The following is a 14,123-nucleotide window of genomic DNA, read 5'->3' on the forward strand; positions in this document are numbered from 1 at the left end:
GATGTGTTGTCCAGAATGTCCCCTGCGGGGGAAGGGTGATAACCAGCTTTAAAAATACAAAAATCCGACCTGCCCGGCAACCTGAGCGGCTGTTACATAAAGCGGGTTGCCAAGATATTCACCGGGTTGCTACCCTGTTTACTGTAACCGTTAACACGGTTGCTATGCGTATAACTAGAATACAAGAAATTCCTCTTTGACTGGCCAATAGCAATATTGGCCTCTTTTTTAGCCCTGCGGCTGCAGCATCGCCGGCAGGTTATCCTCGCCGTACAGGTGCAATGCGCCAACCGCCACCACATAGTCCCCGGCCGGCAGCGCCTCCAGCTGACGCCGCCAGTCGCGATTGCGCTGATGCATCAGCACGTCGTACAGCCCGGCGCTGAAGGTGGCGGGCAGGGTGTCCAGCGTGCCGCGCGGTTTGGCGTCCAGCCACCAGCTCACCATGGTTTGCAGCAGCCGCGCGTTGGTGTGCCAGTGCTCCAGCGTATCGCGCAGCAGCGCAATGCCGCCTTCCGGCAGCTGTTCCAGCATCGCCAGCTGCTGCTGCGCCCCTTCCAGCTCGATCACCGGTTTGTCCTGCGCCCGGGCGGCCTGCAGCAGCTGATAGTCCACGCCGTACTCTGCCCGCAGCCCCAGACGCTGAGCCTGGCGCGCCTGCATCATCAGCGCGACCTGCCAGCCGGGCAGGGTGGCGAAGGCGTCTGGATCGGCGCCCAGCTCATGGCACAGCGCCAGCAGCCGTTGATATTCTTCGGCGGACAGGCGCTGTTCCAGCGCCGGCTGCAGCTCGGCGTGGTCGAAAGGCGAGGCGGAATCGGTGATATCGGCTTCGACGATCAGCGCGTCGGCCTGTTGCAGCCGGGCGGCCAGCCGGGGCGGCAACGGCGACATATCGACGGTGCCCATATGGATGCTGCCCACCAGATGCAGCCGACGATCGCCCGGCAGAGTGATGTCCAACGCCGGATAAGCGTAACGTTTGGGCGAGATCAGGCCGAGAAAGGCGGCGAGGCGGCGTAACAGTTGACCCATACGGCGTGGCTCCTGAATAACGGGTGCGCGTTTCAGCATGAAAGGCGAGGGAAAATCGTCATTCATGCTAAACGCTATCCGCCGCGCAGGAAAGCCCGGAAAACAGCGGGGCGCCATGACGGCGCCCCGGCGATCACTTCCTGGGTTTAAAACGCAGCAGCCGGTTGGCGTTGCTGACTACGGTAATCGACGACAGCGCCATCGCCGCGCCCGCCACTACCGGGCTGAGCAGCGTGCCGGTCAGCGGATAGAGCACGCCGGCGGCGATCGGGATACCCAGCGTATTGTAGATAAAGGCGCCGAACAGGTTCTGCCTCATGTTGCGCAGCGTGGCCTTCGACAGCGCTACCGCATCCGCCACGCCGTGCAGGCTGTGGCGCATCAGGGTGATGGCGGCGGTCTCGATGGCGATGTCGCTGCCGCCGCCCATCGCGATGCCCACGTCGGCCTGCGCCAGCGCCGGGGCGTCGTTGATGCCGTCGCCGACCATCGCCACGCGCTGGCCTTGCGCCTGCAACTGCTTGATCGCCGCCGCTTTGCCGTCCGGCAGCACCCCGGCAATCACCCGATCGATGCCGGCCTCTTTGGCGATGGCGTTGGCGGTCACCGGGTTGTCGCCGGTCAGCATCACCAGCTGATAGCCCTGCTGGTGCAGGCGCTGCAGCGCCGCGACGCTGTCTTCGCGCAGCGGATCGCGAATGGCGAACAGCGCGGCCGGTTTACCGTTAACGGCCAGCAGCACCGGCGTCACGCCGCGTTCGGCCTGGGCGCGCATCGGCGCTTCCAGTTCGGCGGTCGCAACCTGATGCTGCTCCAGCATCGCGGCGTTGCCCAGCAGCACCGGCATGCCGTCGATCTCCCCGCTGACGCCGGCGCCGCGCAGGGTGCGGAACTGCGCGACCTGCGGCAGCGTTTGCCCGGCGGCGCGTTCCATGATGGCGCGCGCCAGCGGGTGGTTGGAGCCTTGCTCCAGCGCGGCGGCCCAGCCGATCGCCTGCTGCTCGCTGACCTGATTGAAGGTCAGGATCTCTACCACCTGCGGTTTCCCTTCGGTCAGGGTGCCGGTTTTGTCGAACACCAGGGTGTCCAGCTGGCTGGCCTGCTGCAGGGCGTCGGCGTCGCGTACCAGCACGCCGAACTCCGCCGCGCGGCCGACGCCGGAGATGATCGACATCGGCGTCGCCAATCCCAATGCGCACGGGCAGGCGATGATCAGCACCGTGGTGGCGATCACCAGCGTGTAGACCAGCTGCGGCTGCGGGCCGAAGAAGTACCACATCGCCGCGCTGAACAGGGCGATCGCCACCACCGCCGGCACGAACACCGCCGAGATGCGGTCGGCCAGTTGGCCGATCGCCGGTTTACTGCTCTGCGCCTGGCGCACCAGTTTGATGATGCGCGCCAGCGTGGTTTGGCTGCCGATGGCGGCGGCGCGGAACAGCACGCTGCCGTCGTCGACCACCGTCCCGGCATGCACCGTATCGCCGGGGCCTTTCTGCTGCGGCACCGCTTCGCCGGTCAGCATCGCTTCATCGAGCCAGACTTCGCCCTGCACGATTTCACCGTCGACCGGCACGCGATCGCCGGTGGTCAGCCGCAGCGTCATACCGAGCTGCACCTCCGCCAGCGGAATATCGCGCTCGCCGTCGTCGGTTACCAACCGCGCGGTAGGCGGCGTCAGATCCAGCAACCGCTCCAGCGCCTGCGAAGAACGCTGACGGGCGCGCTGCTCCAGCGCATGGCCGAGGTTGATCAAACCGATGATCATCGCGCTGGCCTCGTAATAGAGGTGGCGCGCCTCCATCGGGAAGAAATCGGGCCAAATGTTGACGGCGATCGAGTAAAGCCAGGCAGCACCGGTGCCGAGCGCCACCAGGGTGTCCATGGTGGCGCTGCCGTTCATCAGCGCGCGCCAGGCGTTTCGGTAGAAGTGCCCACCGGCGAACACCATCACTGCCAGGGTGATGACGCCGACCAGCAGCCAGGGACGCTGGGTCTCCGGCGTCAGCGTCATGCTGCCGCCGAACAGCCCCCAGGCCATCAGTGGGATACCCAACGCCAGACCCAGCGCCGCCTGCCAGCTAAAGCGCTTCATGTTGGCGCGTGCGGTCTGCTGCTGGCGCTCGCGGCGTTCGGTTTCATCCTGAATCATTTCGGCACCGTAGCCGGCTTTTTCCACCGCCGCCACCAGCGCCTGCGCATCGGCGGCGCCGGTCACCAGCGCGCTGCGTTCCGCCAGGTTGACGCGCGCATGCTCTACGCCGGGAACGCTTTGCAGCGCCTGCTGCACTTTATTGACGCAGCTGGCGCAGGTCATGCCGCTGAGCAGCAGCTGTACGCTATCGTCCGCGCCGTCGGTTGCCGGAAGGGGAGATTGCGCCGCTGGCTGAACGTCCGGCAACGAAGGTGTTGCGTCAGTCAACGGCTCAGTTTTTGGGGCGACGGCGTCCGCTACGCTGGCGTGATAGCCGGCATCTTCCACCGCGGCGATCAGCGCCTGCGGATCGGCATCGCCGTATACTTTCGCGCCGTCGATAGCGACGTCGGCGGCGAACACGCCCGGCACCGCTTCCAGCGCCTTGCGGGTGGTGCCGACGCAGTGCATGCAGCTCAGGCCGCTCAGCTGCAGTTCGGTATCGGCGTGCGGCGCGACTTCGGCCTGATAGCCGGCGGCGATCACGCTGTCGATCAGCGCGCTGTCCGGCGCGTCGCCGGTCACTTTGGCGTAATGCACGTTAACGTCCGCCTGTTCGACATCGCTGCGGCTTTCCAGGGCTTTTTTCACCCGCTGCACGCAGTTCATGCAGGACAGCCCCTGCAATGCCAGCATAGTGGTGTGTGACATGATTGAACTCCTTGCTTAAAGGGCGGTGTTTAAAGGTTGACCGCCTGACCTGTTTTCACTAAGAATGGAGCTTAAACCTTCCAGCAAGGGTAAGGTCAAGGAGGGAAAATGAATATTAGCGACGTCGCGAAAAAAACCGGGCTAACCAGCAAGACGATTCGTTTTTACGAAGAGAAAGCGCTGATTACCGCCCCGATCCGCAGCGATAACGGTTATCGCCACTATTCCGCCAGGCACGTTGAAGAGCTGACGCTGCTGCGCCAGGCGCGGCAGGTGGGCTTCAACCTGGACGAGTGCCGCGAGCTGGTGGCGCTGTTCAACGATCCGGCCCGCCACAGCGCGGACGTGAAGGCGCGCACGCTGCAGAAGGTGGCGGAGATCGAAAGGCACATCAGCGAACTGGGCGACATGCGCCAGCGCCTGCTGGCGCTGGCCGACCAATGCCCGGGCGACGAGGGGGCGGAGTGCCCCATCATCAACAACCTGGCGGGGTGTTGTCATCAGGTAACTGCAGCCAAATAATCCGGACGCCGGGTTGTCCATCTGCGTGTGGCACAACCCGCTGTTTTGGCGCTATGAAGGACCGAGTTTTAGAGTCTTGGTGTCGATTGCGACGCGCAGACTTCAAAGAGGAGGTTCTATGAATATCGGTTCTGATCGTGCTACCGCGTTTGCTGTTATCTCGAGTTTTGAGGCTTTAAGAGCCTATGTGCCCGCGCAAGCGGGAGTCAGGGTTACGCTTAATGCGTGGAAGGACGGTGGGATATACGGTGGCGGTGATTTCATCTCTGTTGCTGGTGTAAAAGCCGATGATGGCGGCCACGTTGCGCAAACGACCGGATTTTATTGGGAAAGGATTGCCGGCACGGTTAATCTTTATGATTACGGGATAGAAGCTACGGATAGAACGACATCAAATTATATTGATGTCACCGTCAGCTTGCAGGCGGCTATAAACAAAGCGATTGAAAAGAAATGCACTCTGGTGAGCGAGTTTCCCAAAGCGGGCTCGTATGCACAAGTGGGCTTATTTATTTCGTCTTCTATCAATATTAGTGGGCTGACTTGTTTATCTGGAGCCCTGCATTTATTCATTAAATCTTCATCATTTACTCCAAAGACTGATATCGGGTTAAAATTGCCTTGGGTCGTGCTCAATCAGAATGGTCAGTATGACGGAAAAGGTTTAGTGTATGGAACGACTCAGGGTAATCAGGATCTGGATACCATCACGATTTACAATATGGATGGTTACACGGGTAAAGAGATTAATGGTCAACTGCACACGCTTTCAGGTTCCAGAGTTCAATTTCTCTCTTCAATGCACATGAATGGCGCAGGCGTCTATTTTGCTTCTACGTTTGATAACGTATTTAATGACGTCAGGGCACTGTTCTGTGGCAATGAGACGATGTTCGGTATCGACTTTACCAGTTACCCCGCTGCAACCGGATCGACGTTTGATGAGTCTAATGCTAATACGATCCACTCTTTAATGGCTCATGACTGTAGAGAGAAAGCTTGGCGAGTATCAGGCTCAAAAAATTGGCTGGCCAAAGTTCATGAAGAAGGCACGTTAGTCACCAAGGCAACTGTTGAAACTCCCAACTCTGCCGAAAAAAGAAACGGATATGGCTATATGAATAGCTACTTTTCTTCCGTCGGTGGCGGTGCCGGCGTGATTAATATCTATGCCTCTAAAAATAGCACGGTTGAGCATGTTCATACTTTCGGTGCAACGGCAACTGCTGTCGGGAATGTTTCGTCAACCGCGAATGTGTCAATTATACCTGGTGATCCCGCTCCGAATGGGGGGGCTATAGGGACAGTCTTTGCCAAAGACATTGTGGTTATGGCTAATGCCCGCGTCAATTTAGATTCTGTCAGAACGGTAGGGGGAGTAGATATTCGTGACGATAACTCATCAGTATCCAGAGGCAATATTGCGGGTAACCTACAGCTCTCTTCTGCCGCCAAGATTTTGAATAGTTACATCGGTGGCGATGTAATTTCTACGTCGATGCCAAGACTCACCAATTGCGACCTGCAAAAGAGCTTTACCGGCGGCGGAAGCCTGCAAAATACGAGAGTCGTTGGTGATGTCACAACGGTCGATGCATTACGCTTGGTTTTGATTGATGTCTCTTTAGCGACGCTGATGGTCACCGGGAAGGGGGTTTTGTTGGATGTGCAAGGGGGCAACTTTAACCGGATTACCTTTGTTGACGGCGTTACGGGGCGATGGATAATTTTCCCGTCACCCAGGGTGAATGTGACGGTAGATAATTGGTTACCTCCCACCTCTGCCGCTGGTTACGGATTATTCACTATCAACCCGCTGTCGAACAAGATTTACACGACGCGTAGCGGAGTGTGGGTCGATTATAAAACGTAAAACACGGCTCTGCTGAAAGGATGAGTGAGCCGGGGTGAGTCAACCCGGCTTACTCGTTAGCGCAATGATGAAGGCAGGGCGCGGATCACCAGCGTGACGCCTTCCACCGCCACCACTTCCACTTCGGTGCCGGCGGGCAGATCTTCTGCCGCCTGCGCGCGCCAGCTGCTGTCGCCGATATTGATGCGCCCCATACCGTTGTGCATCGGCTCCGTCAGCGTAGCGCGGGTGCCGATCAGCTGGCGGTTGCGCTGGTTGAGCACCGGCGAATCGCCGGATGCGGCCGCCGGGCGCCGGCGCAGCCAGTACCACCACAGGTAGGCGACGACGACGGTCAGGACGGCGAAGATCATGCCCTGCCACGCCCAGGAGAGCGGCGGCAGCAGCCAGATCAGAGCGCCGACCAACAGCGCCGCCACGCCGCTCCACAGCAGGTAGCCGCCGGCGCCGAGCATTTCCGCCGCCAGCAACACGCCCCCGAGGGAGAGCCAAAACCACAGCGGATTCGCCGCGATCAGTTCGAGCATGATTATTTGCCTTTGCTTTCTTTCAGCAGTTCGGTAATGCCGCCGATCGAGCCGAGCAGGCTGCTGGCGTCCAGCGGCATCATCACCACTTTGCTGTTGTTGGAGGAACCGATCTTCTGCAGCGCGTCGGTGTATTTCTGCGCCACGAAGTAGTTCACCGCCTGAATGTTACCGCTGGCGATGGCGTCGGACACCAGCTGGGTGGCGCGCGCCTCGGCCTCGGCGGCGCGTTCACGCGCTTCCGCCTGCAGGAACGCCGACTGGCGTTCGCCCTCGGCCTTCAGGATCTGCGATTGTTTCTCCCCCTCGGCGCGCAGAATGGCCGCCTGGCGCACCCCTTCCGCCTCGAGGATGTCGGCGCGCTTGGTACGTTCGGCCTTCATCTGGGCGTTCATCGAGGCGATCAGTTCCGCCGGTGGCCGCACGTCGCGGATCTCGATACGGGTGATTTTCACCCCCCACGGATTGGTCGCTTCATCGACGATGTGCAGCAGGCGGCTGTTGATGCTGTCGCGTTGCGACAGCATTTCGTCCAGCTCCATCGAGCCGAGCACGGTACGGAAGTTGGTCATGGTCAGGTTGACGATCGCCTGTTCGAGGTTGCTGACCTCGTAGGCGGCGCGCGCCGGATCGACCACCTGGATAAAGCACACCGCGTCGATGGCGACGTTGGCGTTATCGCGGGAAATCACCTCCTGCGAGGGAATGTCCAGCACCTGCTCCATCATGTTGATTTTGCGGCCAATGCGGTCCATGAACGGCACCACCAGGTTCAGGCCCGGCATCAGCGTTTTGGTGTAGCGGCCGAAGCGTTCTACCGTCCATTGGAACCCCTGCGGCACAATTTTGACGCCGGCGAACACCACAATCAGTGCGACGACGATCACGATGGGAATAAAAGTAAGCATGCAAACCTCCTGTCAGACATATGTAAACAGATATTACGTCAGCGCCGGAAAAATGCCTACCGTTACCGCGACTTAATCCAGGGCGCTGACCAAACCCGCGATCAGCGGATCCCGCGTCTGGAACAGGCCGATCAGGGTACGCACCGCCTCACCGCCGCGAGCATCGGACCAGGCCAGCGACAGGGGAGAGGGCTGGCGCGGATATTTGAGCTGCTTAGCCACCAGCTCGCCGCTATCAAGGTAAGTTTGGCACAGCTGGCGCGGAAGGAAACCGATCCCGAGACCGCGCAGATGGCACTCCAGCTTGGTGCGCAGGTCCGGCACTTTGATCTCCTGCTGGCCCGACAGCAGCCAGGCGGTGCGCTTGGCCAAATGGCGCGCGGTATCTTCGACGTTGATCGCCGCGTAAGGGCGCAGCTGCGTTTCGTTCAGCGGATCGGCGGCGTCGGCCAGCGGGTGCGTCGGCGCGATGGCGAACACCCAATCGATCTTGCCCAGGGGCAGCACCTTGATGCTGTTTTCCAGCGATTCATTGCCCGCCGCCCCGATCGCCAGATGGCAATCCTCATTCAGCAGCGCGTCCCACACGCCCATGTACACCTGGCGGGAAATGTGAAATTGGGTGAACGGGTATTTGGCGTGCAGGTGGGCCAACAGCCCGGCCACGGCGGCGGCGTCATACAGCAGGTTGTTGACAACGATATTCACCTGGTGCTCTACGCCGTCGTTGATTTGCCGCAGTTCGCCCGGCATGGCGTCCAGCCAGGTGTGCCACTGGCGGCAGCGCTCCAGCAAATACTCTCCGGCCGGCGTCAGGTTGACGGTGCGGGTGGTGCGGATAAACAGCTGCGTGCCGATGCTCTCTTCCAGCGTTTTGATGCGGTAGCTGATGGTGGCGGTGGTTTTGTGCAGCAGCTCCGCCGCGCGGGAGAAACTTTGGCACTCGGCAACTTTGATAAACGAACGAATGGTTTCGTGATCCAGCATGAGGGGTCCTTGGCTGACACCGCCTTTTCGGTTATCGGTGAGAAGAATCTACTGATGTTGCGGCGCGATAGGCAGCGGCAAAGCCCAACCCCACGATCCCGGTCACAGAATCACCCGATAGCGATGAACGCGCGCCGCCCCATTTTGCCCGATGATGAATTGAGCGGTTTTTTAATTCATTGATTTAAAGCAATTAATATGGCTCTTCGATCGTAAAGTGTGCGGGTGATCTTGTTGTGGAAAAATTTTCCAAAAAAATGCTGTCAAATTCACCACGCGCTGTCTAGAGTGAAGGCGTTGGGTGAAATATCGCCGTTCAATCGCCGTCTGGGTCATGCGCTTGGGAGAATCACATGGATTTAGTCATCGAAGAATTAACGCCGGCGGCCTTTGCGCCTTACGGCGATGTATTGCAGATAGAGGGCTCGCGTTTCTTTCATATCAATGACGGAAAAACCGAGCGTTATCACGATCTCGCCAAGATAGAGGTGTCCGACGGCAACCGGGTGCTGGCCAGCATCAACCGGGCGGAACCCTGCGATCTGCCGATGACCTTTTCCCTGTTGGAAAAGCATCCGCTCTCGTCGCAGGCCTTTGTGCCGATGAACGGCGAACGCTTCGTGGTGATCGTCGCCGAACCGGGCGAAACCATCCCCATCGGCACGCTGCGCGCCTTTATCACCAACGGCAAGCAGGGAATTAACTATCACCGCAATGTCTGGCACCATCCGCTGTTTGCCTATGCGAAGGTCACCGACTTTTTCACCATCGATCGCGCAGGTGCCGACAACTGCGTGGTCAGCCGCTTGCCGGAGCCGTATCGCATAGTTTTGGCATAGCGCTGGCCGCACGCCGCGCAGGGCGTTTATCATAGCGTCACCCATGCCGTTACTGACAAAGGAAGCTTGAATGACCGAATTACGCAGGAAAGGACGACCCGCCACCGAAGCCGGCGCCACCAAAGGGGCGCAGGCGTTGGATCGCGGGCTGGAGATCCTCCAGTACCTGGCCAACGCCGGGGGGAGTTCGTCGGTTTCCGTGCTGTCCGAAAAGCTGGAGCTGCCGCTGTCCACCACCTTCAGATTGTTGAAAGTGCTGGAGAAATCGGAATTCGTCTTTCAGGATCCACAGCTGGGCTGGTGGCATATCGGCATTCAGTCGTTCACCGTCGGTTCCGCTTACATGAACGATCGCGACGTGGTATCGGTGGCCGGGCCGTTCATGCGCCGGCTGATGTTGCTGTCCGGCGAGACCGCCAACCTGGCGATCCGCAACAATTTCGACGCGGTGCTGATTCGCCAATGCGAGTGCCAGGCGATGGTGCGCATGTGCGCGCCGCTGGGCAGCCGCTTGCCGCTGCACGCCTCGGGCGCCGGCAAAGCGCTGCTGTACCCGCTGGCGGAAGAGGAGATGCTGGATCTGATCGTGCGTTCGGGGCTGCAATCCTACACGCCCAAGACGCTGACCAGCGTGAACCTGCTGCGCAAGGATCTGCATCAGTCGCTGGCGCAGGGCTACACCATCGACGATGAAGAGCACGCGCTTGGCCTGAACTGCCTGGCTTCGGCGATTTTCGATCGCAACAACAACGTGATCGCCGCCATTTCCATCTCCGGGCCGAGTTCGCGGGTCGGCAAGGAGCGGTTCAAGGAGCTGGGCGAACTGGTGGGTGAAGTGGCCAGAGACATCAGCGCCGCGCTGGGCGAATCGCGCAGCAAGGCGTAAACGTCGCGCGCCGGGCTGAACCGGCGCGGAGCAAGACTCCCCGTTTGATGAGCAAACGGGTTTTTTTGACCGCAATTTTAAGTTGGAAAAATTTTCCAATAAATTAAGGAGAGCATCACATGGCAATTATGCGAGCGGTAGACGCGGCAATGCACGTGCTGGAAAAAGAAGGGATCACCACCGCGTTCGGCGTGCCCGGCGCGGCGATCAACCCGTTCTACGATGCGATGCGGCGGCACGGCGGCATCAAACACTACCTGGCGCGGCACGTGGAAGGGGCCTCGCACATGGCGGAAGGTTACACCCGCGCCGCCGCCGGCAACATCGGCGTGTGCATCGGCACCTCCGGCCCGGCGGGCACCGACATGATCACCGGCCTTTACTCCGCCTCCGCCGATTCGATCCCGATCCTGTGCATCACCGGCCAGGCGCCGCGTGCGCGTTTGCACAAAGAAGATTTTCAGGCGGTAGACATCGAATCGATCGCCAAGCCGGTGACCAAGATGGCGGTCACCGTGCAGGAACCGGCGCTGGTGCCACGCGTGCTGCAGCAGGCGTTCCACCTGATGCGCTCCGGCCGGCCGGGCCCGGTGCTGATCGACCTGCCTTTCGACGTGCAGATGGCGGAGATCGAGTTCGATCCGGACACCTACTCTTCACTGCCCGCCTATAAGCCGGCGGCCACCCAGGCGCAGATCGACAAAGCGCTGGATCTGCTGTGCGCGGCGAAAAAACCGCTGATCATCGCCGGCGGCGGCATTCACAACGCCGACGCGGCGGATTTGCTGCAGCAGCTGGCGGAGATCTGCAACGTGCCGGTGATCCCGACCTTGATGGGCTGGGGCGCCATTCCGGACGATCACCCGCTGATGGCGGGCATGGCGGGCCTGCAAACCTCGCACCGCTACGGCAACGCCAACCTGCTGGATTCGGATCTGGTGTTCGGCATCGGCAACCGCTGGGCCAACCGCCACACCGGCTCGGTGGACAAGTACACCGCCGGGCGCAAGGTGGTGCACATCGATATTGAGCCGACGCAGATTGGCCGGGTGATCTGCCCGGATCTGGGCATCGTCTCCGACGCGCGCATCGCGCTGCAAATGCTGGTGGATACGGCAAAGCGCCGCTTCGAGCGCGGCGAGTTGCCGAATCGCGACGCTTGGTGCGCCGCCTGTCTGCAGCGCAAGCAAACGCTGCTGCGCAAAACCCACTTCGACAACGTGCCGGTCAAGCCGCAGCGGGTGTATGAAGAGATGAACCGCGCCTTTGGCCGCGATGCCTGCTACGTCACCACCATCGGTCTGTCGCAGATCGCCGCCGCGCAAATGCTGCACGTTTTCGAACCGCGTCACTGGATCAACGCCGGCCAGGCCGGCCCGCTGGGCTGGACGCTGCCTGCGGCGCTGGGCGTATGCGCCGCCGATCCGCAGCGCAAGGTGGTCGCGCTGTCGGGCGACTATGATTTCCAATTTATGATTGAAGAGCTGGCGGTCGGCGCACAGTTCAAACTGCCCTATATCCACGTGCTGGTGAACAACGCCTATCTGGGGCTGATCCGCCAGGCGCAGCGTGGGTTCGACATGGATTACTGCGTGCAGCTGTCGTTTGAAAACATTAACAATGCGGAGATTGGCGAGTACGGCGTCGATCACGTCAAGGTGGCGGAAGGGCTGGGCTGCAAGGCGCTGCGGGTGTTCAAACCGGAAGAGATTGCGCCGGCGTTTCGTCAGGCCCAGGAGCTGATGCAGCAGCACCGGGTGCCGGTGGTGGTGGAAATCATCCTGGAGCGCGTCACCAATATTTCCATGGGCACCGAGCTGGATAACGTCAACGAGTTCGAACCGGTGGCGGCAACGCCGGAAGACGCGCCGACCTCGGTCAACTTCTTTGATTACCGTTGAGGAACCTTACCATGCCGAAATTTTCAGCCAACCTGTCCATGCTGTTCACCGAAGTCGATTTCATGCAGCGCTTCCGCCGGGCGAAGGAGCAGGGCTTCAGCGCGGTGGAATACATGTTCCCCTATGACTACCCGATCGCCGCGCTGCGCAGCGAACTGGAGGCGCATCGCCTGATCCAGGTGCTGTTCAACCTGCCGGCCGGCGACTGGGCGGCGGGCGAACGGGGCATCGCCTGCTTGCCGGGGCGCGAAGCGGAGTTCCGCGACGGCGTCGGGCGCGCGATCGAGTATGCGCAGGCGCTGGGCTGCGATCGCATCAACTGCCTGATCGGCAATCCGGATCCCGCCGTCGGCCGCCACGCCACCGACGAACGGGTGAAGGAGAACCTGAGCTACGCCGCCGACGCTCTGGCGCGGCAGAATATCCGTCTGCTGATCGAACCGATCAACCGTTACGACATGCCGCAGTTCTACCTGCAAACCTCCCGGCAGGCGATCGAACTGATCGAGGCGATCGGCAGCCCCAACCTGTATCTGCAGTACGACCTTTACCACATGCAGCGCATGGAGGGAGAGCTGACGCAGACCCTTGAGCGCCTGCTGGCGAAGATCGACCACATTCAGGTCGCCGACAATCCGGGGCGGCACGAGCCGGGCACCGGTGAAATCAACTGCGAGTTTATCTTCGCGCAGCTGGATCGCATGGGTTATCGCGGCTGGATCGGCTGTGAATACAAACCGCTCACCACCACGGAAAGCGGCCTGTCATGGATTAAAAAATACCTGTCTTGAGGAGATGAAAATGAAAGTGGGATTTATCGGTCTGGGCATCATGGGCGCGCCGATGGCGGAAAAACTGCTGGCGGGTGGGCACACGCTTTACGCCCACACCCGGCATGAGGTGCCGGCGGCACTGTTGCAGCAAGGGGCCATCGCCTGCCGCGATCCGCAGCAGGTGGCGGATGAGGCGGACGTGATCTTTATCATGGTGCCGGATACGCCGCAGGTGGAAGAGGTGCTGTTCGGTGAACGCGGCTGCGCCGCCGGCAAGCTGAACGGCAAAGTGGTGGTGGACATGAGCTCCATTTCACCGCTGGAGACCAAGCGATTCGCGCAGCGTATCAACCAGCTGGGCGCCCAGTATCTGGACGCGCCGGTTTCCGGCGGCGAAGTGGGTGCCAAACAGGGCACGCTGACCATCATGGTGGGCGGCGAGGAAGCGACCTTCGAACGGGTGCAGCCACTGCTGGCGCTGATGGGCAAGAACATCACGCTGATCGGCGGCAACGGCGACGGGCAAACCTGCAAGGTCGCCAACCAGATCATCGTGGCGTTGACCATCGAAGCGGTCTCCGAGGCGCTGGTCTTCGCCTCGCGCGCCGGCGCCGATCCGGCCCGGGTGCGCGAAGCCCTGATGGGCGGTTTCGCCTCGTCGCGCATTCTGGAGGTGCACGGTGAGCGGATGATCAAGCGGGCGTTCGCGCCGGGGTTCCGCATCTCGCTGCACCAGAAGGATCTCAACCTGGCGCTGCAGGGCGCGAAGGCGCTGGCGCTCAGCCTGCCGAATACCGCCACCTGCCAGGAGCTGTTCAACGTCTGCGCCGCCAATGGCGACGGCGAGCTGGATCACTCCGCGCTGGTGCGTGCGCTGGAAATCATGGGCAACCACCGGGTGGCCGGCTAAGAGCACCCCCGGCATTTGATTTGCCGGCTTATCGTTAGAATCAGAGATGTTCGACATTAATAACGCCCTCTTTATGATAAATAAAGAGGGTCCCCGCCAATCCAATAAAAAATGATT

Annotated in this window: 12 protein-coding genes; 7 read left to right on the forward strand and 5 right to left on the reverse strand. The window is 60.7% G+C overall.

The window, feature by feature from the left end; translation table 11 throughout:
* Positions 1–228: 228 nt before the first annotated feature.
* Positions 229–1,035, reverse strand: a complete 807-nt coding sequence (locus QOL81_RS07995; RefSeq protein ID WP_060440554.1) for a TraB/GumN family protein — start codon at positions 1,033–1,035, stop codon at positions 229–231.
* Positions 1,036–1,168: 133 nt separating this feature from the next.
* Entirely contained in the window at positions 1,169–3,880 is a 2,712-nt protein-coding gene (copA, locus tag QOL81_RS08000) for a copper-exporting P-type ATPase CopA (protein WP_283439767.1), read from the reverse strand.
* Between the two features lie 108 nt (positions 3,881–3,988).
* Here copA and cueR point away from each other — a divergent pair, with 108 nt between their 5' ends.
* Positions 3,989–4,402, forward strand: coding sequence for a Cu(I)-responsive transcriptional regulator (cueR, locus tag QOL81_RS08005; RefSeq protein WP_060423476.1), 414 nt, complete (start codon positions 3,989–3,991; stop codon positions 4,400–4,402).
* A gap of 118 nt (positions 4,403–4,520) precedes the next feature.
* Positions 4,521–6,275: a putative phage tail protein gene (locus QOL81_RS08010; RefSeq protein WP_060423480.1), complete on the forward strand. Its 1,755-nt coding sequence runs from the start codon at positions 4,521–4,523 to the stop codon at positions 6,273–6,275.
* Positions 6,276–6,331: 56 nt separating this feature from the next.
* On the opposite strand, the gene QOL81_RS08015 is transcribed toward QOL81_RS08010, so the two are convergent.
* The 3 genes from QOL81_RS08015 to allS form a co-directional block, all read right to left on the reverse strand.
* On the reverse strand, positions 6,332–6,802 hold the full coding sequence (locus QOL81_RS08015; protein ID WP_283439768.1) for an NfeD family protein: 471 nt from the start codon (positions 6,800–6,802) through the stop codon (positions 6,332–6,334).
* A gap of 2 nt (positions 6,803–6,804) precedes the next feature.
* Positions 6,805–7,710, reverse strand: a complete 906-nt coding sequence (locus QOL81_RS08020) for an SPFH domain-containing protein (RefSeq protein WP_004940203.1) — start codon at positions 7,708–7,710, stop codon at positions 6,805–6,807.
* Positions 7,711–7,782: 72 nt separating this feature from the next.
* On the reverse strand, positions 7,783–8,697 hold the full coding sequence (gene allS, locus QOL81_RS08025) for an HTH-type transcriptional activator AllS (RefSeq protein ID WP_197757362.1): 915 nt from the start codon (positions 8,695–8,697) through the stop codon (positions 7,783–7,785).
* A 353-nt stretch (positions 8,698–9,050) separates the two neighbouring features.
* Here allS and QOL81_RS08030 point away from each other — a divergent pair, with 353 nt between their 5' ends.
* From QOL81_RS08030 to glxR, 5 genes are all read left to right on the forward strand, one after another.
* Complete coding sequence (locus QOL81_RS08030; RefSeq protein WP_033647245.1) at positions 9,051–9,536, forward strand: ureidoglycolate lyase; 486 nt, start codon at positions 9,051–9,053, stop codon at positions 9,534–9,536.
* Between the two features lie 70 nt (positions 9,537–9,606).
* Entirely contained in the window at positions 9,607–10,422 is an 816-nt protein-coding gene (gene allR / locus QOL81_RS08035) for an HTH-type transcriptional repressor AllR (RefSeq protein WP_038875050.1), read from the forward strand.
* Positions 10,423–10,541: 119 nt separating this feature from the next.
* Positions 10,542–12,323 carry a glyoxylate carboligase gene (gene gcl / locus QOL81_RS08040; RefSeq protein ID WP_033637372.1) on the forward strand — a complete coding sequence of 594 codons (1,782 nt, stop codon included), beginning with the start codon at positions 10,542–10,544 and terminating at the stop codon, positions 12,321–12,323.
* 11 nt (positions 12,324–12,334) lie between these two features.
* Positions 12,335–13,114, forward strand: coding sequence for a hydroxypyruvate isomerase (gene hyi, locus QOL81_RS08045; RefSeq protein WP_283439769.1), 780 nt, complete (start codon positions 12,335–12,337; stop codon positions 13,112–13,114).
* A 10-nt stretch (positions 13,115–13,124) separates the two neighbouring features.
* Positions 13,125–14,006, forward strand: a complete 882-nt coding sequence (gene glxR / locus QOL81_RS08050) for a 2-hydroxy-3-oxopropionate reductase (protein ID WP_033647242.1) — start codon at positions 13,125–13,127, stop codon at positions 14,004–14,006.
* Positions 14,007–14,123: the final 117 nt, after the last annotated feature.

The sequence above is a fragment of the Serratia sp. CC22-02 genome, from assembly GCF_900182895.1.
GTDB lineage: Bacteria > Pseudomonadota > Gammaproteobacteria > Enterobacterales > Enterobacteriaceae > Serratia > Serratia nevei.

What these genes read in the sequence shown, in the direction of transcription:
- QOL81_RS07995 (WP_060440554.1), bottom strand. Translation starts at nt 1,035, where the DNA reads ATGGGTCAACTGTTACGCCGCCTCGCCGCCTTTCTCGGCCTGATCTCG.
- copA (WP_283439767.1), bottom strand. Translation starts at nt 3,880, where the DNA reads ATGTCACACACCACTATGCTGGCATTGCAGGGGCTGTCCTGCATGAAC.
- cueR (WP_060423476.1), top strand. Translation starts at nt 3,989, where the DNA reads ATGAATATTAGCGACGTCGCGAAAAAAACCGGGCTAACCAGCAAGACG.
- QOL81_RS08010 (WP_060423480.1), top strand. Translation starts at nt 4,521, where the DNA reads ATGAATATCGGTTCTGATCGTGCTACCGCGTTTGCTGTTATCTCGAGT.
- QOL81_RS08015 (WP_283439768.1), bottom strand. Translation starts at nt 6,802, where the DNA reads ATGCTCGAACTGATCGCGGCGAATCCGCTGTGGTTTTGGCTCTCCCTC.
- QOL81_RS08020 (WP_004940203.1), bottom strand. Translation starts at nt 7,710, where the DNA reads ATGCTTACTTTTATTCCCATCGTGATCGTCGTCGCACTGATTGTGGTG.
- allS (WP_197757362.1), bottom strand. Translation starts at nt 8,697, where the DNA reads ATGCTGGATCACGAAACCATTCGTTCGTTTATCAAAGTTGCCGAGTGC.
- QOL81_RS08030 (WP_033647245.1), top strand. Translation starts at nt 9,051, where the DNA reads ATGGATTTAGTCATCGAAGAATTAACGCCGGCGGCCTTTGCGCCTTAC.
- allR (WP_038875050.1), top strand. Translation starts at nt 9,607, where the DNA reads ATGACCGAATTACGCAGGAAAGGACGACCCGCCACCGAAGCCGGCGCC.
- gcl (WP_033637372.1), top strand. Translation starts at nt 10,542, where the DNA reads ATGGCAATTATGCGAGCGGTAGACGCGGCAATGCACGTGCTGGAAAAA.
- hyi (WP_283439769.1), top strand. Translation starts at nt 12,335, where the DNA reads ATGCCGAAATTTTCAGCCAACCTGTCCATGCTGTTCACCGAAGTCGAT.
- glxR (WP_033647242.1), top strand. Translation starts at nt 13,125, where the DNA reads ATGAAAGTGGGATTTATCGGTCTGGGCATCATGGGCGCGCCGATGGCG.